The sequence below is a fragment of the Bradyrhizobium sp. HKCCYLRH3061 genome (assembly GCF_051168015.1).
Lineage (GTDB): Bacteria > Pseudomonadota > Alphaproteobacteria > Rhizobiales > Xanthobacteraceae > Bradyrhizobium.
Genome location: NZ_JBNPUE010000029.1, coordinates 23,119 through 41,372, shown reverse-complemented (window position 1 = coordinate 41,372; position 18,254 = coordinate 23,119). Strand labels below are relative to the sequence as shown.

General features: G+C 65.3%; 16 protein-coding genes. 11 read left to right on the top strand and 5 right to left on the bottom strand.

Annotated elements, in window-relative coordinates:
* The first annotated feature begins 113 nt into the window (after positions 1-113).
* Both ACQR2C_RS31285 and ACQR2C_RS31280 read left to right on the top strand, forming a co-directional pair.
* Positions 114-596, top strand: coding sequence for an MmcB family DNA repair protein (locus ACQR2C_RS31285; RefSeq protein ID WP_434882844.1), 483 nt, complete (start codon positions 114-116; stop codon positions 594-596).
* Between the two features lie 235 nt (positions 597-831).
* Entirely contained in the window at positions 832-1,197 is a 366-nt protein-coding gene (locus ACQR2C_RS31280; RefSeq protein ID WP_316179158.1) for a hypothetical protein, read from the top strand.
* A 34-nt stretch (positions 1,198-1,231) separates the two neighbouring features.
* Here the strand turns inward: ACQR2C_RS31280 and ACQR2C_RS31275 are convergent, their stop codons facing one another.
* Together ACQR2C_RS31275 and ACQR2C_RS31270 are read right to left on the bottom strand one after the other, a co-directional pair.
* A complete protein-coding gene (locus tag ACQR2C_RS31275; protein WP_315715137.1) occupies positions 1,232-1,786 on the bottom strand; it encodes an ActR/PrrA/RegA family redox response regulator transcription factor in 555 nt (184 codons plus the stop codon).
* A gap of 177 nt (positions 1,787-1,963) precedes the next feature.
* Entirely contained in the window at positions 1,964-3,319 is a 1,356-nt protein-coding gene (locus ACQR2C_RS31270) for an ActS/PrrB/RegB family redox-sensitive histidine kinase (protein ID WP_316215308.1), read from the bottom strand.
* A 97-nt stretch (positions 3,320-3,416) separates the two neighbouring features.
* On the opposite strand from ACQR2C_RS31270, the gene ACQR2C_RS31265 reads away from it, so the two are divergent.
* The 5 genes from ACQR2C_RS31265 (at position 3,417) to ACQR2C_RS31245 (ending at position 10,498) form a co-directional block, all read left to right on the top strand.
* Positions 3,417-4,208: an ABC transporter ATP-binding protein gene (locus tag ACQR2C_RS31265; protein WP_434839915.1), complete on the top strand. Its 792-nt coding sequence runs from the start codon at positions 3,417-3,419 to the stop codon at positions 4,206-4,208.
* A complete protein-coding gene (locus ACQR2C_RS31260) occupies positions 4,205-5,017 on the top strand; it encodes an ABC transporter permease (RefSeq protein WP_316238011.1) in 813 nt (270 codons plus the stop codon). Before ACQR2C_RS31265 ends, ACQR2C_RS31260 begins: the two co-directional genes overlap by 4 nt.
* A 124-nt stretch (positions 5,018-5,141) precedes the next feature.
* Entirely contained in the window at positions 5,142-6,470 is a 1,329-nt protein-coding gene (locus tag ACQR2C_RS31255; protein ID WP_315803830.1) for a polyhydroxyalkanoate depolymerase, read from the top strand.
* Positions 6,471-6,678: 208 nt separating this feature from the next.
* Positions 6,679-7,518, top strand: coding sequence for a M48 family metallopeptidase (locus ACQR2C_RS31250; protein ID WP_315803829.1), 840 nt, complete (start codon positions 6,679-6,681; stop codon positions 7,516-7,518).
* A 316-nt stretch (positions 7,519-7,834) separates the two neighbouring features.
* On the top strand, positions 7,835-10,498 hold the full coding sequence (locus tag ACQR2C_RS31245) for an EAL domain-containing protein (protein ID WP_434882843.1): 2,664 nt from the start codon (positions 7,835-7,837) through the stop codon (positions 10,496-10,498).
* A gap of 208 nt (positions 10,499-10,706) precedes the next feature.
* Here ACQR2C_RS31245 and ACQR2C_RS31240 read toward each other — a convergent pair whose 3' ends face one another.
* Positions 10,707-12,911 carry a transglycosylase domain-containing protein gene (locus tag ACQR2C_RS31240; protein WP_316179421.1) on the bottom strand — a complete coding sequence of 735 codons (2,205 nt, stop codon included), beginning with the start codon at positions 12,909-12,911 and terminating at the stop codon, positions 10,707-10,709.
* A gap of 154 nt (positions 12,912-13,065) precedes the next feature.
* Between ACQR2C_RS31240 and ACQR2C_RS31235 the strand changes: the two genes are divergently transcribed.
* The 4 genes from ACQR2C_RS31235 to ACQR2C_RS31220 all read left to right on the top strand — a co-directional run bounded on the left by ACQR2C_RS31235 (position 13,066) and on the right by ACQR2C_RS31220 (position 15,101).
* Positions 13,066-13,491 (top strand): DUF1330 domain-containing protein, encoded by a 426-nt coding sequence (locus ACQR2C_RS31235; protein ID WP_434874606.1) that lies wholly within the window; start codon positions 13,066-13,068, stop codon positions 13,489-13,491.
* A gap of 280 nt (positions 13,492-13,771) precedes the next feature.
* Entirely contained in the window at positions 13,772-14,086 is a 315-nt protein-coding gene (locus tag ACQR2C_RS31230) for an ArsR/SmtB family transcription factor (protein WP_434874605.1), read from the top strand.
* Positions 14,083-14,442, top strand: coding sequence for an SRPBCC family protein (locus tag ACQR2C_RS31225; RefSeq protein ID WP_316179170.1), 360 nt, complete (start codon positions 14,083-14,085; stop codon positions 14,440-14,442). Before ACQR2C_RS31230 ends, ACQR2C_RS31225 begins: the two co-directional genes overlap by 4 nt.
* 41 nt (positions 14,443-14,483) lie before the next feature.
* Positions 14,484-15,101, top strand: coding sequence for an ATP-dependent Clp protease proteolytic subunit (locus ACQR2C_RS31220; RefSeq protein WP_316179172.1), 618 nt, complete (start codon positions 14,484-14,486; stop codon positions 15,099-15,101).
* A 331-nt stretch (positions 15,102-15,432) separates the two neighbouring features.
* On the opposite strand, the gene ACQR2C_RS31215 is transcribed toward ACQR2C_RS31220, so the two are convergent.
* Both ACQR2C_RS31215 and ACQR2C_RS31210 read right to left on the bottom strand, forming a co-directional pair.
* A complete protein-coding gene (locus tag ACQR2C_RS31215; protein WP_434882842.1) occupies positions 15,433-16,683 on the bottom strand; it encodes an ABC transporter substrate-binding protein in 1,251 nt (416 codons plus the stop codon).
* 277 nt (positions 16,684-16,960) lie between these two features.
* The gene (locus tag ACQR2C_RS31210; RefSeq protein ID WP_315803823.1) at positions 16,961-18,187 is read right to left on the bottom strand and encodes an ABC transporter substrate-binding protein; all 1,227 of its coding nucleotides are present in this window, start codon (positions 18,185-18,187) and stop codon (positions 16,961-16,963) included.
* Between the last annotated feature and the right edge of the window lie 67 nt (positions 18,188-18,254).

Below are 18,254 nucleotides of genomic sequence, written 5' to 3'. Positions count from 1 at the left end.
GCAGTGCGCCAAGTGAAAAGGCGGCTGTCGGGTGCAGAGCTCCGCGCTGCAGCGGCCCGCATCGGGGCGTCAACCGGGCTTGGGAGACGCCTGGAATCGGCTATGCTGCACCGATGGAATCGTCCGCCGCCAGGATCAGCCTCGTTCCCGTCGACCGCCGCCAGTCGGAGACGGCGCTGGCGATCGCACGCGGCACCTCGCGCCTGCTGCGCTCGCTCGGCTTTGCCACCATCAGCGAGCTGCCGCTGCCGTCGGGCCGTCGCGCCGACCTGGTGGCGCTGAACGAGCGCGGCGAGATCTGGATCGTCGAGATCAAGTCGTCGGTCGAGGACCTCCGCGCCGATCACAAATGGGAGGACTACCGTGCCCATTGCGACCGGCTGTTCTTCGCCTTCACGCAGGACCTGCCGTGCGAGATCTTTCCGCGGGACACCGGCCTGATCGTGGCCGATGCCTACGGCGCCCACCTGCATTGCGAGGCGCCCGAGCACAAATTGCCGGCGCCGACGCGCAAGCTGATGACGGTGCGCTTCGGGCTCGCGGCGGCGCGGCGGATCAACCGGCTGATCGACCCGCAGGGCCATGCCGGCGATTGATCGCCGCGACGTGTAACGTGGCACGCATCCAGCATCCATGTACCGGTGAAGACTGTCGCTGCGGATGCGGCGGGACAAGAGCCGGGTCCCATTGTTGCTGCGGGCCGTCTCCATCTCGTTTTCGGGCTGATTTCCCCGACTTCGCCCGACAATTGCCCCGCATAGGGCGCAACATGCCGGAACAATTTTAAGGTTCGAGCAGTATCCAGCCCAGGGGTGCGGACAGGGACGACAAATGCGACGGGTGGTCTTGGCGTTGGCACTGCTCTTCGCGACTGGAGTCCGCGCGGAGGAAAAGGCGTTTTACGTCCTGGGCGCGGGCGCCGATTCCTGCGAGCGATTCATCGCCGCCGCCGAGGAGCAGCCACCCGGCACCTACAAGGCGATCAGCAATGGCGACGAGCCCTACGTCAACGCCATATCAAAATATCAGCAATGGATGATGGGCTACGTCTCAGCCATCAATGCGGACCGCGGCGACGAGGGCCGGCAGATCAAGCTCGACCTGACCGAGGTGGACAGCTGGATGCGCAACTGGTGCAGCCGCAACCCGCGGCGCACCGTGTTCCATGCGCTGCAGGCGTTCGTGAAGTCGCACTGACGCCGGAGCGAGCAAACGCTCGCTTACTTCGGCCTTACTTCGGCGCGCGCTTGGCGAGGATGCGCTGCAGGGTGCGGCGGTGCATGTTGAGGCGGCGCGCCGTTTCCGAGACGTTGCGATTGCACATCTCGTAGATGCGCTGGATGTGCTCCCAGCGCACGCGGTCGGCCGACATCGGATTCTGCGGCAGCTCGGACTTTTCGCTGGTGGTCGACAGCAGCGCGGCGACCACGTCGTCGGCATCGGCCGGCTTGGCGAGATAGTCGACCGCGCCCATCTTCACGGCCGTCACCGCGGTCGCGATGTTGCCGTAGCCGGTCAGCACGATGGCGCGCGCCTCGGGGCGCTTGCGCTTCAGCGCCGACACCACGTCGAGGCCGTTGCCGTCGCCGAGCCGGAGGTCGACCACGGCAAAGGCCGGCGCCGCCTTGCCGATCTGTGAAATACCTTCGGCGACGCTTTCGCAGGAGGTGACGGTGAAGCCGCGAGTCTCCATGGCGCGCGACAGGCGCTCCAGGAACGGCTTGTCGTCCTCCACGATGAGGAGAGAGCGGTCCGGGTGGTTCGTCAGTTCGGCGATGGCGCCCACGGTCATATATCCTTGAGAAGATGGCTCGATGGTTGCGAGACGATCTGGTCCATCTTCATATGGTCTGCCGAGTCGCCGCTGCCAAGATCGCGGGTTGCCGCAGTCTGCGGCGTGACGCCGCGCGGGGCCGGTGTGCCGTATGCCAGGACCGCGCCAGCGGCGGCTGCCCCGCAGGTTTCATTCCGGCTCCGCCTCGCCATCGTCATCCTCGCTGGCCTCGAAGCGCCGCCGCGGCCAGACGATCTGGACCACGGCGCCATGGTCGGGGAAGGTGCGATTGCTGAACGAGACCTTGGCCCCGGTCCGCTCCAGCAGGGTGCGGGCGATGAACACGCCGAGCCCGAGTCCGCCGCCCTGGTTACCTCCCGGGCCGTCCTCGGCGCTGGGCCGCCGCGACAGATAGGGCTCGCCGATCCGCTTCAGGATGTCAGGCGCGAAGCCGGGGCCGTCGTCGGACACCACGATCTCGACCGTCTCGTTGTTCCACCAGGCGTTCACCTCGACGGCGTTGCGCGCGAAATCGACGGCATTCTCCAGGATGTTGCCGACGCCATAGAGGATCGCAGGATTCCGTGAGCCGACCGGCTCCTTGGCCGCGGCCACCGCGACGCGCACCTTGATGTCGACGCCAAAGTCGCGATGCGGTGCGACCGTCTCCTCGATCAAGGTCGACAGCTTCATCCGGTCGTACATCGACCCGATCGACGACAGCTGGGTGATCTTGCCGAGAATGTCGCGGCAGCGCTGCGCCTGCTCGCGCAGGGTCTTGATGTCGGACGTGACCTGGCTGTTGTCCTGCAGGGCGCGCTCCAACTCGCGCGAGATCAGCACGATGGTCGCGAGCGGGGTGCCGAGCTCGTGCGCGGCGGCCGCCGCGAGACCGTCGAGCTGGGTGAGGTGCTGCTCGCGCGCCAGCACCAGCTCGGTGGCCGCCAGCGCGTCCGACAGCTTCCGTGCCTCTTCGGTCACCTGGAACGCATAGAGGCTGGTGACGCCGATCGCGAGCGCGATCGAGAGCCAGACGCCGAACAGATAGATCGGCGGGAAGATCAGCGGCTCCTCGCCTTCCCACGGCAGCGGCAGGTGCATGAAGAACAAGGCGGTGGCGCAGGCGACGGCGAGCAGGCCGAGCATGATCGTCAGGCGGACCGGCAGCGCGGTCGCCGAGATCAGCACCGGCGCGAGGAACATGTAGGAAAACGGATTCTCCAGCCCTCCCGTGAGATAGAGCAGCACCGTCAGCTCGATGATGTTGAGCGCGAGCAGGCCACCGGCGTGGGCCGGCTCCAGCAACTGCATCGGGTTGAAGGCGATCTGCAGGCCGAGATTGAGCAGCGCCGAGATGCTGATCACCGCCAGACAGGGCACCACCGGCAGGTCGAACTCCAGCCCCTGCACCACGATGAAGATCGCGCTCAACTGACCGAGCGCCGCCAGCCAGCGCAGTCGCAGGATGGTGTCGAGCCGGACGCGCTGGCGCGGATGGCGATAGTCGGTGTCGGGCGTGTCGATGATCAGGGCGTCGTCGGTCATGACGGGAACCTAATGCCGCGCAGGCGCGGCGACAAATCTGGGCGGCCGTTGGTGGCCTGTTGCGGTTTGCGGCACAATGCCTCAATGAACCCCTCCCATGACGCAAGATGACGCAGTGCCGACCCTCTCATCCGATTCCGGCTCGGTTTCGCCCGCGATTGCCGTGTCGCGGCTGACCAAGGTCTACAAGACGACGACGGCCGTCGACGGCATCTCCTTTGCGATCCGCCGGGGCAGCATCACCGGGCTGCTCGGCGGCAACGGCGCCGGCAAGACCACGACGATTGCGATGATCATGGGGCTGGTGCAGCCGACCTCGGGCGAGGTCGCCGTGCTCGGCCACAGCATGCCGGACGAGGCGGCGGCCGTGCTGGGGCGGATGAACTTCGAGAGCCCCTATGTCGACATGCCGATGCGTCTCACGGTGCGGCAGAACCTCACCATCTTCGGCCGGCTCTATGCGGTGGACCACCTCAAGGAGCGGATCGCCGAACTCGCGTCGCAGCTCGACCTCACCGACTTCATCGATCGCGCCAATGGCAAGCTCTCGGCCGGGCAGAAGACGCGCGTCGCGCTGGCGAAGGCGCTGATCAACGATCCCGAGCTGCTGCTCCTGGACGAGCCGACCGCCTCGCTCGATCCCGACACCGCCGACTGGGTGCGCGGCCATCTCGAGCGCTATCGCGCGCGCCGCGGCGCCACCATCCTGCTCGCCTCCCACAACATGCTGGAGGTCGAGCGTCTGTGCGACCGCGTCATCATCATGAAGCGCGGTCGCATCGAGGACGACGACAGCCCGGCGCAGATCATGGCGCGCTACAACCGCTCGACGCTCGAGGAGGTGTTTCTCGACGTCGCCCGCGGCCGCGACCGGGAGGCGGCGCAATGAACGATCTTTCCCTCCACATCTCGCCGCACCGGATCGGCGCGATGATCCTGCGCTACTGGTACCTGCTGCTGTCGTCCTGGCCGCGGCTGCTGGAGCTGATGTACTGGCCGACCCTGCAGATCATCACCTGGGGGTTCCTGCAGACTTACATCACCGCCAATGCCGGCTTCTTCGCCAAAGCCGGCGGCACGCTGATCGGCGCGGTCATCCTGTGGGACATCCTGTTCCGCGGCCAGCTCGGCTTCTCGATCTCCTTCCTGGAGGAGATGTGGGCGCGCAACATCGGCAACCTGATGATGAGCCCGCTGACGCCGATCGAATTCCTGCTGGCGCTGATGACGATGAGCCTGATCCGGCTGGCCATCGGCATCATCCCGATGACCCTGATCGCGGTCTGGTTCTTCGACTTCAACTTCTACAGCCTCGGGCTGCCGCTGATCGCGTTCTTCTGCAACCTGATCTTCACCTCCTGGGCGGTCGGAATCTTCGTGTCGGGTCTGGTGCTGCGCAACGGGCTCGGCGCCGAGAGCATCGTCTGGACGCTGATGTTCGCGCTGATGCCGCTGGCCTGCGTGTACTATCCCGTCCAGGTGCTGCCGCATTGGCTGCAGCTCGTCGCCTGGTCGCTGCCGCCGACCTACGTGTTCGAAGGCATGCGCGCGCTGCTGGCCGATCACGTCTTCCGGTCCGACCTGATGCTGACCGCGCTCGGGCTCAATGCCGCCCTGCTGCTGGCGTCGTTTGCGGCATTCATTGCTCTTTTGCGCAGCGCGCGGCGCGCCGGCTCGCTGCTGGCGGCAGGGGAATAATTGCGCTTTTCCCGTGGATTTCCGGGCTCATTTCGTCGCTTTGCGGCGTTGACACGTACAACACCGCATTGACGCTTAATTACGCATTCGGCAGTATGCTGCGTTGCAGAGAGGTTGAACGAGAATGCCGATAGGTGAGTTTGGCGGTGCACCGCCCCTGGCGTCGGAAGGCAGTCCGGTCCTGACGACACCGATGTACTGGATGTACGAAATGGCGCATGCATCGCTCAATCCGGCGCGCGCTGTCACCGATGCCACCAAGATCCTGTTTCAGAACCCGCTCAATCCCTGGGCGCATACCGAGATGGGCAAGTCGGTCGCAGCGGCCTGCGAGCTGTTCGAGCGCACCACGCGCCGCTACGGCAAGCCCGAATGGGGTCTCGACGAGACCGAGGTCAACGGCATCCGGACCCCGGTCGAGGTCCGCGCGATCTGGGAAAAGCCGTTCTGCCGGCTGCTCTATTTCGACCGCAAGCTGACCCGCCCTCTGCGCGCGCCCCAGCCCCGGCTCTTGATCGTGGCGCCGATGTCCGGCCATTACGCGACGCTGTTGCGCGGTACCGTCGAGGCGTTCCTGCCGACCCACGAGGTCTACATCACCGACTGGTCCGACGCGCGGATGGTTCCGCTGGCCGAGGGCCGTTTCGACCTCGACGACTACATCGACTACGTCATCGAGATGCTGCGCTTCCTCGGCACCAACATGCACGTCATGGCGGTGTGCCAGCCGGCGGTGCCGGTGCTGGCCGCGGTGTCGGTCATGGAGGCCGAGCGCGATCCGTTCGCACCGATCTCGATGACCCTGATGGGCGGCCCGATCGACACCAGGCGCAATCCGACCGGCGTGAACAATCTCGCCCAGGAGCGCGGCATCGACTGGTTCCGCAACCACGTCATCACCAAGGTGCCGTTCCCGCATCCCGGCGTGATGCGCGACGTCTATCCGGGCTTCCTGCAGCTAAACGGCTTCATCAGCATGAACCTCGACCGCCATGTCGACGCCCACAAGGCGCTGTTCGCCAACCTCGTGAAGGGTGACGGCGACCAGGTCGACAAGCACCGCGACTTCTACGACGAGTATCTCGCCGTCATGGACCTGGCTGCGGAATATTATTTGCAGACGGTTGAGACGGTGTTCATCCGACACGCGCTGCCGAAGGGCGAGATGACCCACCGCGGCACGCTGGTCGACCCGTCGAAGGTCACGCGTGTGGCGTTGATGACCGTCGAAGGCGAGAAGGACGACATCTCCGGTCTCGGTCAGACCGAAGCGACGCATGGACTCTGCTCGTCGATCCCGGATCATCGCCGGGTTCACTACGTGCAACCAGGTGTCGGTCATTACGGCGTGTTCAACGGCTCGCGATTCAAGTCGGAGATCGTGCCGCGCATCAACGATTTCATGTTGTCGGCGGCCGATCCCAAGTCGCTGCTCGCCATTGCGGCTGAATGAGCGACAATCACATTCACCGCGCATCCGAATCCGGCTGCGCGGTAACTCTTTGAAGGGACGGTAGAAACCGGAATTCAGGAGTGACTCAAGCAGTGAATGTGGCGTCGCTCCTTGAGCGATGCTTTTGAACCTGAATTCATATCTTCGGGAGCCTGAGAGGCCCAACTGCTGGGGTGCGGAACCTTCGGAACCCCTGTATGTTGGGCAAATGATTTGTTTTTGCGCCGAGCGCTTTCCCTGGCGGTGGATATGGCAAAATCCGGGCGAGTTCTTACCCCCCGGACTGACAGAAATGGCCACTCGCGCGCTACTTTATCGGCGGCCCGCCGAACCCTCGCGTCTTCTCGTCAAGCACGGCTCGCAAATCTACTCGATTAGATTGCGGCGTCACCGTCGTGCGCGACGTTATACCCTGAGAATTCATCCGTCGGATCGCGAAGCGATCCTGACGATGCCTCCGCGCGGCACCATCATCGAAGCGAAAGACTTCGCGCAGCGTCACGGCGCGTGGATCGCGGCGCGTCTCGGCCGTCTGCCGAAGGCGGCGCCATTCCTGCCGGGCACGTTGGTGCCGCTGCGCGGCGTGCCGCACAAGATCGTGCATCGCGCCGGCGAGCGCGGCACGGTGTGGACCGAGACGCGCGACAGCGGCGAGAAGATCCTGTGCGTGGCCGGCGGGATCGAGCACACCGAACGCCGCGTGCTTGACTTCCTCAAGCGCGAGGCGCGCCGTGACCTTCAGAAGGCCGCCGACGGCTATGCCGAGCAGCTCGGCGTCAAGGTCAAGCGGCTGTCGATCCGCGACCAGTCGAGCCGCTGGGGCTCGTGCACCTCGGCCGGCTCGCTGTCGTTCTCGTGGCGTCTCATCCTGGCGCCGCCCTTCGTGCTCGACTATCTCGCCGCGCACGAGGTCGCGCATCTGATCGAGATGAACCACTCGCCGCGGTTCTGGAAGGTGTGCGGCAGAATCTGCGCCTCGGTCGAGCGCGCCAAGAAGTGGCTCGACACCTGCGGCAACGATCTGCATCGCTATGGCATCGACGACTGAGGTCTCGACGACAGACCTCTCGACGATGTGAGTCCCAATGGCCCGGCCTTCTGGTCCGGGCCATTTCTTCGTCGGGTTCCAATCTGCATCGATGAACTCAGAACCCGCCTGCGGACTATCGAATTCTTAAGCCTTCTCGCCTGCAGTCGCAGGATATTGCCCAAATCGGCGGCGCCTTAACGTGGCTGTAACGCTGCGCTCGCCAGATTTACCGCAATCAACCCAAGGTGACGTCCCAGCGAGCTGCCGGGCCGTTCGCTGCAACCAAAGCGCCGATCGTTTCTCTCGAAACGTGCAGCGCGCCTCGAATCGAACGATGTTTGCAAGCGAGTTTCAACCGGCCGCATCCACACAATTGCTCTCTGCCGCGCTCGACGGTGCCTCCGAGGCGATTCTCTTTCTCGACGCGCAGGGCCACGTCCAGCACGCCAATCAGGCGGCGTCGGTGCTGCTGCGGCGTGAGCCGGCCGCTCTGGTCGGCGCCGACCTCGAAAGCCTGGGTCTCCCCGCGGATCTGATCGCGGCGACTCCGTGCGCCGAGGCGACCGACACGCAGCAGGAGCCGGATCAGTCCGACGCCCGCGAAATGACGATGCGTCATGCCGACGGCGGGCGGACCCGCCTCCGCCTGTCGTTGTGCGCGCTCCCGCCGGGCCGGGAGGATGAGCCGGTCCGTTCGTTGCTGTTCATTCGTGACGTGACCACCGAAGTCGACATGCGCGAGCGCAATGCGCTGCTGACATCGGTCGCCGATCGGACCAACCGGGCCGTCATCGTCACCGATCGCCATCTCAACGTCCTGTACACCAACGCCGCCTTTGCCAGCCTGTTCGGCTACACGCCTGAACAGGCGATCGGACGCCGCGCCGAGGAACTGCTGACCGGCCCCTGCACCGATCCCGCCATCGTCAACCGGCTGAGGCAATGCCTCGAGGACGACCGCGGCATCGAGGAGGACGTGCTGGTCTACGACAAGGACGGCCGCGAGATCTGGACGACCGCCTATGTCAAGGCGCACCGGACCAGGCGGGGCAAGGTCAGATATCTGTTCGGGCTGCTCACGGACATCCGGGAGACCAAGCAGCTGCGCTCGCTGCAGCAGCTGATCATGGCGTCGCTGGCGTCCGACGTTTCGATCACGACCATCGCCGATCAACTGTGCCGCCGGGTCGAAGAGCTCGCCCCTGACGTCGTCTGCTCGATCCTGCACGTCGATTCCGATGGGCACGTGCATCCGCTCGGCGGCCCGAGCCTGCCGGCCGATTTTTCCGCCAGCCTCGACGGGATCCCGATCGGGCCGGACGTCGGCTCCTGCGGCACCGCCGCCTATCTCTGCGAGCCGGTGCTGTCGCGCGACATCGACAATGATCCGCGCTGGCAGCCCTACAAGGCCGGCCCGCTCGCCGCCGGCCTGCGAGCCTGCTGGTCGTCGCCCATCAAGGGCAAGGACGGCCGCGTCATCGGCACCTTTGCCTTCTACTTCCGTGAATGCCGCGGCCCCAGCCCCTGGCACGAGCAGATCGTCGCCGCCTGCGTCCAGCTCGGTGCGCTCGCCATCGAGCGCCAGGAGGTCCGCTCGACGATCTCGCAGGTCGCCTATCACGACATGCTGACGGGCCTGCCCAACCGTGCCCGCATCCCGTCGCTGATCGCCGAGGCCATCAAGGCCTGTCCGGAAGGCGGACACGTCGCCGTCGCCTTCCTCGACGCCGACAATTTCAAGGACGTCAACGACACGCTGGGCCATGCCGCCGGCGACGAGTTCCTGGTCGGCTTCGCCAACCGCCTGCGGGCGCAGATCCGCGCCGGCGACATGCTGGGCCGGCTCGGCGGCGACGAGTTCGTGATCGTGCTGCAGAACCGCGATCCGCTCGAGGCCTCGCTGGCGGCGGCGCGGATCACCGCGGCGCTCGCCATGCCGCTGACGATCGGCAAGCGGCAGGTGCCGATGTCGGCGAGCATGGGGCTCAGCCTCTATCCTGACAACGCCAAGGACATCGAGACCCTGATCAAGCAGGCCGATGCGGCGATGTACAAGGCCAAGCGCGGGGGACGGGCGACCTACCGCTTCTTCAGCGCCGACATCGACAAGCTCGCCGAAGAGCGGCTGATGCATTCGACCGCGCTGCGCGAGGCGATCGCCAGCGAGGCCCTGACCCTGCACTATCAGCCGCAGATCCGCACCCGCGACGGCGCGATCCACGGCGTCGAAGCGCTGGCGCGCTGGCACGATCCGGTGCTCGGCGAGGTCTCGCCTGCCAAGTTCATTCCGCTTGCCGAGGAATGTGGTCTGATCGAGCAGATCGGTGTGTGGTCGATCAAGCTGGCCTGTCAGCAGATGGCATCGTGGCGGCGTGCGGGTCTCGATATCCCCTGCATCTCGGTGAACCTGTCGCCGATCAACTTCCAGAACGTCAACCTGGCGGCGATGGTGGCGCAGATCCTGGCCGCCAACGACCTGCCGGCGAAGATGCTGATGCTGGAGATCACCGAAGGGGTGATCCTCAACGAGCGCGCCACGGTGATCGCGACCATGAACGAGCTGCGCAACATGGGCGTCGGCCTGTCGCTGGACGATTTCGGCACCGGCTATTCCAGCCTGAGCCGGCTGGCCCAGCTGCCGATCGACGAGCTGAAGATCGATCGCAGCTTCATGCGTGATTTCGAGAACGACAGCGGCACGCGGGCGATCGTGACCGCGGTCGTGCGCGTCGGCCAGAGCCTCGACGTGGCCGTGGTCGCCGAAGGGGTCGAGACCGAGCCGCAGCGCAAGCTGCTGGCCGAGCTCGGCTGCGATGCGATGCAGGGCTTCCTGTTCGCGCGGCCGATGGCCGCCAGTGCCTTCAGCCGCTGGCTGCTGGACTACAGCGCCCACCGCGCGAGCCTGATGCTGCGGCAGATCGGACGCGTTTTGGCGCAGACGGCTGGTTCTGGGGCGGTTGACCCGGCTCCGCTTCCGATCGCCAAGGCGGCCGGCTGAGCCAGCCGGGCTCCATCCATCCTCAGCCGAGCCATCGTCATTCCGGGGCAATCGTGAACGCGCGCATGCGCGTTGACGATTGAACCCGGAAGCCGAGCTTGTTGAACGAACGCCAGCCAGGCCACATCGAGATTCCGCGTTCAAGGCCTGCGGCCTTGCCCCGGAATGACGGTGGGCGTGGCGCAAGTCGTCACGCGATGAGCTCAGCTCAGCGCCGACCACCGAACAGCCGGTCGACCAGCCAGCCATCGAGGCCGGCGGCGGGCTCCGGCCGCACATTGTTGCGGCTTGGCGGCGGCGCCGAGCGCGCGGAGTAGGCGGCATTGGGGGCAGGGGCCGTCGGCGCCGTGATCTGTGAGGCGATCTGCGCCAGTGTCGGGACCACGCCGGGGCTCTGTGCATTCGGCAGCGCCGCCACCGGCACGCCCTGATGCGCTGATCGCATGAAGCGCGTCCAGACCTCGACCGGCAGGCCGCCGCCGGTCGCCTTCTTGGTCGGCGAGTTGTCGTCATTGCCGAGCCAGACGCCGGTGACGAGATGCGCGGTGTAGCCGATGAACCAGGCGTCGCGGAAATCCTGGCTGGTGCCGGTCTTGCCGGCAGCGGTCCAGCCCGGGATCTCGGCCTTCTTCGCGGTGCCGGAGATCAGCGTCTCCTGCATCATCTGATTCATCATCGCCGCGTTGCGCGGCTCGATCACCTGCACCGGCTGCTCGGTCTGGCGCATGTAGAGCAGCTTGCCGTCGAGCGTCCTGATCCGCGTCACCACATGCGGCGAGACGGCGAGGCCGCCATTCGAGAACGGCGCATAGGCGCCGACCAGCTCGATCATCGACACCTCGGAGGTGCCGAGCGCGATCGACGGGTTGGGATCGAGCCTGGAGGCGATGCCGAGCCGGTGCGCGGTCCGCACCACGTTCTTCGGCCCGACCTCGAGGCCGACGCGCACCGCGACCGTGTTGAGCGACATCGCCAGCGCCTGGGTCAAGGTCACCGGGCCGAAATATTCGCGGGTGTAGTTCTCCGGCTTCCAGCCCTTCAGATCGAGCGGCGCGTCCTGCCGGACCGTGTCCGGCGTCAGGCCCTGCTCGATTGCGGTGAGATAGACGAACGGCTTGAACGCCGAGCCGGGCTGGCGCTTGGCGGTGACGGCGCGGTTGAACTGGCTGTCGGAATAGTTGCGGCCGCCGACCATGGCGCGCACGGCGCCGTCCGGCGTCATCGCCACCAGCGCGCCCTGGCTGACGTTGAACTTGACGCTCTTCGCCGCGAGCTCGTCGATGATGGCCGCCTCGGCGACGCTCTGCAGCTTCGGATCGATCGTGGTCTCCACCACGATCGATTCCTCGACCTGGCCGACGAGATCGTCGAGCACCTCGCCGATCCAGTCGGCGACGTAGTTGATGGTACCGGCGCCCGCCGGCTTCACTGCGACGGAAGGGTGCGCGATCTGGGCCTGCGCCTGGGCGTCGGTGATGAACTTGGCGTCGGCCATCGCCGCGAGCACGGTCTGCGCGCGCTTGGCGGCGCCCTCCGGGTTGCGGTTCGGCGCCAGCCGCGACGGAGACTTGACGAGACCTGCGAGCATCGCGGCCTCGCCGATCGTCACCTGCCGCGCCGACTTGCCGAAATAGCGCTGCGCCGCCGCCTCGACGCCATAGGCGCCGGAGCCGAAATAGACCCGGTTGAGATACAGCTCCAGGATCTCGCGCTTGGAATATTTGCGCTCCAGCCACAGCGCCAGCTCGGCCTCCTGCAGCTTGCGCGCCAGCGTACGCTCCTGGGTCAGGAACAGGTTCTTGGCGAGCTGCTGCGTCAGGGTCGAGCCGCCCTGCGACACGCCGCGATGCAGGACGTTGGCGACCACGGCGCGGGCGATGCCGATCGGATCGATGCCGAAATGCTGATAGAAGCGGCGGTCCTCGATGGCGATGAAGGCCTTCGGCAGATAGGGCGGCAGATCCTTCAGCGCGACATTGGCGCCCGCCATCTCGCCGCGCTGCGCCAGCATGCTGCCGTCATAGCCCACGATCTCGATCGTCGGCGGCCGCTTCGGGATCTCCAGCGACTGGATCGGCGGCAGATGCGCGCCGGCCCAGATCACGACGCCGACCAGCGCGATCACGCCCCACAGGCCGCAAACCAGTGCCCAGTAGAACATGCGGCCGACCGACATCCCCCAGCGTGACTTGGCTCGGGCAGGCTTCGGTTTCGGTGGGGTGGCTTTCGGCGCGCGCGCCGGCACATCGTCCTCGTCGTCCGGCTCGACCGGCCTTTTCTTTGCAGCGGACTTCTTGGGCGCGTTGTCGGAGGGAATGCGATCCTTGGGGTCGAGGCGCAGATCGGCCATCGCGGCCGCAAGACCGAATCGCGGCTCCTTGCGTCCGCCGCCCTGTTTCCGTCCCCGCGCCATACGCAACCCGAGCCCGCGATCCCGCCGTCCGACCACGGTAATGTCCGGAGTTTAAGGGGCAGTTAGGAAGAGCTTAACGCGCGATTAGGAGTTTCGCGCTCGTAACGCCGCGTTATGGTTAAGCCAAGGTAAACAACAACAGACGAGGGAGTTCATGGGCCATATCGATCCCACCAAGGAGGTGTTCGCGCAGTTCCGGGAGAACGACCGCCCGGGTCCGATCCACATGCTGAACCTGGTGCGACTGCGCAAGGAGGCGGCCTATCCCGACGGACGCAAGGTCAGCGGCGCGGAAGCCTATGCCGCCTATGGCCGCGAGAGCGGCCCGGTGTTCGAGCGCCTCGGCGGCCGCATCATCTGGCAGGGCCGCTTCGAGCTGATGCTGATCGGCCCGCAGGAGGAGCGCTGGGATCACTGCTTCATCGCGGAATATCCGTCCGCGCAGGCGTTCGTCGAGATGATCCGGGATCCCGTCTACCGCGAAGCGGTGAAGCACAGGCAGGCGGCGGTGGAAGACTCGCGGCTCATCCGGCATGCGGTACTGCCGGTGGGGAAGAACTTTGGCGAGGTGCCGGCGTAGTTTTTTCTCAGCAGTGTTGGTCGAAGTCGACGCCCCATCGGCGGTAGGTTCCCTCCCCCCTTGTGGGGGAGGGTTAGGGAGGGGGGTAGCTACGAGGACGGTCGCCCGGAGGCCCCCCTCCCCAACCCTCCCCCACAAGGGGGAGGGAGCGCAGCGGGGGACTTTGCGAGAGTGTTTTCTACAGTGGAATGCAGTCCGCGAGCGTGGGATCGCTCGATAGGCTCGCCAATGCTTGGGCTGCGGGCTTGCACAACGCATAAGTTTATGCTTATGTGTCGTCATGATCGAGAGTGACATCTTCAAGGCGCTGGCCGATCCGACGCGCTACGCGATCTTCGAGAAGCTCGCGGCCGGCGGCATGAACGCCAGCGCCCTTCGCGAAGGTTTGACGATCAGCCAGCCGGCGATGTCGCAGCACCTCGCGGTGCTGCGGAACGCAGGGCTGGTGCGGGAAGAGCGGCAGGGCCGCTTCGTCAACTACGAGGTCGATCCGAATGGCCTGGCGCACATCGCGCGCTGGCTGGCGAAGTACCGCGCCTACTGGCCATCACGGGTCGATGCATTGAAAACCCTGCTGAAGGACACGGACCAATGACCGACCTCGAGGCTGACGCGCAGGGCGATGAACTGGTGCTCGACTACGAGCTCGATGCGCCGCCGGAGAAAGTCTGGCGTGCCATCAGCAGTCCGGCGCTGCGCGACACCTGGCTGCCGCCCGGCGACCTCGCCGATGCCGCGCCGATCTCGTCGACGCCAGGCGAGGAAGTGCGCTACCGCATGCGCGACGACGAGCCGCCCTACCTCGAAAGCATCGTGACGTTCCAGGTCATGCCCAACGCCGATGGCGGCACGCGGCTCAGGATCATCCACGGGCTGGCCGCGGCGACGCTGATGCGGCGAACGCCGCCGGCGGCGAACGGCAACACGCGCAGTTTGATGCGCGCGGCCTGACGCTTCAACTCATCAGCAACTCACTGAACGGGAGCTCGCGCATGCGCGACACGATGCAACTCGTCCCCATGGTCATCGAGCAGTCGAGCCGGGGAGAGCGATCCTTCGACATCTATTCGCGGCTGCTGCGCGAGCGGATCGTCTTCCTCAACGGCGAGGTCAACGACACCGTCTCCGCCCTGGTCTGCGCGCAACTGCTGTTTCTCGAGGCGGAGAACCCGAAGCGGCCGATCCACCTCTACATCAATTCGCCCGGCGGCGTGATCACCAGCGGGCTGGCGATGTACGACACGATGCAATTCGTCAAGGCGCCGGTGCACACGCTGTGCATGGGAACGGCGCGCTCGATGGGGTCGTTTCTGCTGATGGCGGGAGAGCCCGGCGAGCGGACGGCGCTGCCTAATGCGAGCCTTCACGTGCATCAGCCGCTCGGCGGCTTCCAGGGCCAGGCGTCCGACATCCTGATCCACGCCAGGGAGATGGAGCAGACCAAGCGCCGCATGATCCGGCTCTATGCCGAGCATTGCGGACGCAGCTACGAGGATGTCGAACGTACGCTCGATCGCGATCATTTCATGACCGCGGATGAAGGCCTGCAGTGGGGCTTGATCGACCGGGTCGTGAAGCAGCGGGACCTGGGTAGCGTCAGCAGCGATTGATGCGCCTGTGAGGCGACGGTGGTTGCTGTCGCGACGAGTGTCGTCATCCGCCGAAGGCGGGTGACCTAGTATTCCAGAGGCCGCCGTGATGACCCGAGCGGCCGCGGCCGGTGAGGGCAGCGTAGGCTCGTTAGCGTCGCGTGGGCCATTATGCTTTGCCACGAAAATCGTCCGTTCCCTCCCCCCTTGTGGGGGGAGGGCTAGGGAGGGGGGTAGCTCCGGGCGACCGTCTTCGTGGCTACCCCCTCCCCAACCCTCCCCCACAAGGGGGGAGGGAGCGGAGTTGAGGTTTTGGCACGATTTGTTGCCTCTTGCGCTTAGTCGCGTGGCCTTACCCCGCCGCGCCCGTGTCCTCGATGATCGGGCCGAACAGCTCCCAGCGCTCGCCATTGAACTTCATCATCTGCATCTGCTTGTTGATGCGGAAGTCGGTCGGCGACGTCGTGATCGAGAGGCCGGGCAGCGCGAGGCTGGGGACGAAGCCCTTGATGCTGGCGGCCTGGCGCATCACGTTCTCGCGCGTCAGGTCGTCACCGCACTGGCGCAGGATCTGCACCAGCAGCTCCGCGGTCGAATAGCCGTAAGTGTTGACGGTGTTGAGCTTGTCGCCCTCCGGATAATACTTGTCCATGAACTCGAAATAGGCCTTCACGCCCGGATCGTCCTTCCATTGCGGGTCGGCCGGGTCCTTGCCGTAGTTGGTGCTGATGATGTCCTTGGAGATGTCGAGGCCGGCCGGCTTCAAGGTCGCCGACACCGGGCTCGCATTGATGTCGAGGATGTGCACCGGCTTCCAGCCGAGATCGGCGAGCTTCTTGATCGCCTGCGCCGCGAATTTCGGCGTCGAGGCGTCGTAGAGCAGGTCCGCGCCCGACGACTTCAGCTTGACGATTTGCGAGTCGACCGTCGGATCGGACAGCTCATAGGATGCTTCCGACACGATCATCGTATCGGCCTTGGCGCCGAGGCCGCTTCTGAGGCCGGCGATGTAGTCGCGGCCGAGATCGTCGTTCTGGTAGAGGATGCCGATCTTGGCATTGGGGTGGTTGGCGAGAATGTATTTGGCGTAGATCCGTCCCTCCGACTGGTAGTTCGGATTGTAGGCGATGGTCCACGGGAAATTCTGCGGATCGGTGAAGCGCGAGGCGCCGGTCGATGCCAGGAGCTGCGGCACCTTTTTGCCGTTGAGATATTTCTGCACGGCGGCGTTCGAGGGCGTGCCGATGATCTGGAAGGTGAACAGCACTTCGTCGCCTTCGACCAGCTTGCGCACCTGCTCGACCGCCTTAGGCGGAGAATAGGCATCGTCATACTGGATCAGGTTGAGCTTGCGGCCGTTGATGCCGCCCTTGTCGTTGATCATCTTTAGATAGGCGGCCTGCGTCTTGCCGATGCCGGCATAGGCGGAGGCCGGGCCGGAGAACGGCACGGTCTGGCCGATCTTGATCTCGGTGTCGGTCGCGCCGGTGTCGTATTTCTTCTGGGCGTCGGCGGATGACGTGGGCAGAGCAATGACAAGCGACGCAGCAAGTGCGATTGCACATGTCTTGGCGCCGCCGAGACCGAACAGTGACGTTCTCATGCGAGTCCTCCCTCCGGTGATGTTGTCGATGGTTCTTCCTGGTTGTTATGTCGCCATCGCTGCACGCGAGTGTGGAGGAAGCAAGTCGACAAGGCAACGTTTCAGGGAGCGACCAACCGGCGCAATCCGTGCCGCGACGCAAAACGGGGCCGCGCCCTCGCGCAGCCCCGCACCTTCGATGTCGATCACGTCGTTCCGGGGCGCGCGGAGCGCGAACCCGGAATCTCGAGGTTCCGGGTTCGTCGCTGCGCGCCGCCCAGAACGACGTTGAGCAGTGCTAACCTGCCGCGCCCTTGTCCTCCAGGATCGGGCCGAACAGCTCCCAGCGCTCACCGTTGAACTTCATCATCTGCAACTGCTTGTTGACGCGGTAGTCGGTCGGCGAGGTGTTGATCTTCATGCCCGGCAGCGACAGGTCGCCGACGACATCCTTCAGCGACGTCGCCTGCTTCATGACGTTCTCGCGGGTGAGATTGTCGCCGCACATGCGCAGGATGGTCACCAGCAGCTCGGCGTTGCCGTAGCCATAGGTGTTGAAGTTCGAGTTCTTGTCGCCTTCAGGATAATACTTGGCCATGAACTCGAAATAGCGCTTCATGCCCGGATCGTCTTTCCACTGCGGATCGAGCGGGTCCTTGCCGTAATTGACCGAGATCACGCCCTTGGACGCCTCGAGACCGGCCGGCTGAAGCACCGCACCGACCGACGTCGCATTGATGTCGACGATGTGCACCGGATGCCAGTCGAGCTCGTGCAGCTTCTTGATCGCCTGCGCCGCCTGCTTCGGCGTCGCGGCCGAGAACAAGAGGTCGGCGCCGGCCGCCTTGAGCTTGAGGAGCTGGGAGTCGATGGTGGGATCGGAGACCTCGTAGGAGGCCTCGGACACGATCATCGTCGCCGCCTTGTCGCCGAGGCCGGCCTTGATGCCGTTGAGGTAGTCCTTGCCGAGATCGTCGTTCTGATAGAGCACGCCGACCTTGGCATTGGGGTGCTCCTTCAAAATGTACTGGCCGTAGATGCGGCCCTCGGTGAAGTAGTTGGGATTGTATCCCATGGTCCAGGGGAAGTTCTTCGGATCGGTGAACTTGGTGGCGCCGGTGGCCGCGAACAGCTGCGGCACCTTCTTGGCGTTGAGGTATTTCTGGACCGCGGCGTTGGACGGCGTGCCGATGATCTGGAACGTCAGCAGCACCTCGTCGTCCTCGACCAGCTTGCGCACCTGCTCCACGGCCTTCGGCGGCGAGTAGGCGTCGTCATACTGGATCAGCTTGATCTTGCGGCCGTTGATGCCGCCCTGCTCGTTGATCATGTTGAAATAGGCGGCCTGGGTCTTGCCGATCGAGGCATAGGCCGAGGCGGGACCCGAGAACGGCACGGTCTGGCCGATCTTGATCTCGGTATCCGAAGCGCCGGGATCGTACTTCTTCTGGGCCGAGGCTGACGTGACGGAGAGGGTGACGGCCAGAGCGGCCGCCCCTGCAAGACGGAAATATCCCTGTCGCATGGGGTCTATCGTTCCTCCTGATTTGTTGTGCGGCTGGTCTGCCCAATGGGCGCCATCGCTGGAAGGC

Bases quoted from the DNA above. Each gene is read 5' to 3' on its own strand.
- ACQR2C_RS31285 (WP_434882844.1), top strand. From the start codon at position 114: ATGGAATCGTCCGCCGCCAGGATCAGCCTCGTTCCCGTCGACCGCCGC.
- ACQR2C_RS31280 (WP_316179158.1), top strand. From the start codon at position 832: ATGCGACGGGTGGTCTTGGCGTTGGCACTGCTCTTCGCGACTGGAGTC.
- ACQR2C_RS31270 (WP_316215308.1), bottom strand. From the start codon at position 3,319: ATGACCGACGACGCCCTGATCATCGACACGCCCGACACCGACTATCGC.
- ACQR2C_RS31265 (WP_434839915.1), top strand. From the start codon at position 3,417: ATGACGCAAGATGACGCAGTGCCGACCCTCTCATCCGATTCCGGCTCG.
- ACQR2C_RS31260 (WP_316238011.1), top strand. From the start codon at position 4,205: ATGAACGATCTTTCCCTCCACATCTCGCCGCACCGGATCGGCGCGATG.
- ACQR2C_RS31255 (WP_315803830.1), top strand. From the start codon at position 5,142: ATGCCGATAGGTGAGTTTGGCGGTGCACCGCCCCTGGCGTCGGAAGGC.
- ACQR2C_RS31250 (WP_315803829.1), top strand. From the start codon at position 6,679: ATGATTTGTTTTTGCGCCGAGCGCTTTCCCTGGCGGTGGATATGGCAA.
- ACQR2C_RS31245 (WP_434882843.1), top strand. From the start codon at position 7,835: ATGTTTGCAAGCGAGTTTCAACCGGCCGCATCCACACAATTGCTCTCT.
- ACQR2C_RS31240 (WP_316179421.1), bottom strand. From the start codon at position 12,911: ATGGCGCGGGGACGGAAACAGGGCGGCGGACGCAAGGAGCCGCGATTC.
- ACQR2C_RS31235 (WP_434874606.1), top strand. From the start codon at position 13,066: ATGGGCCATATCGATCCCACCAAGGAGGTGTTCGCGCAGTTCCGGGAG.
- ACQR2C_RS31230 (WP_434874605.1), top strand. From the start codon at position 13,772: ATGATCGAGAGTGACATCTTCAAGGCGCTGGCCGATCCGACGCGCTAC.
- ACQR2C_RS31225 (WP_316179170.1), top strand. From the start codon at position 14,083: ATGACCGACCTCGAGGCTGACGCGCAGGGCGATGAACTGGTGCTCGAC.
- ACQR2C_RS31220 (WP_316179172.1), top strand. From the start codon at position 14,484: ATGCGCGACACGATGCAACTCGTCCCCATGGTCATCGAGCAGTCGAGC.
- ACQR2C_RS31215 (WP_434882842.1), bottom strand. From the start codon at position 16,683: ATGAGAACGTCACTGTTCGGTCTCGGCGGCGCCAAGACATGTGCAATC.
- ACQR2C_RS31210 (WP_315803823.1), bottom strand. From the start codon at position 18,187: ATGCGACAGGGATATTTCCGTCTTGCAGGGGCGGCCGCTCTGGCCGTC.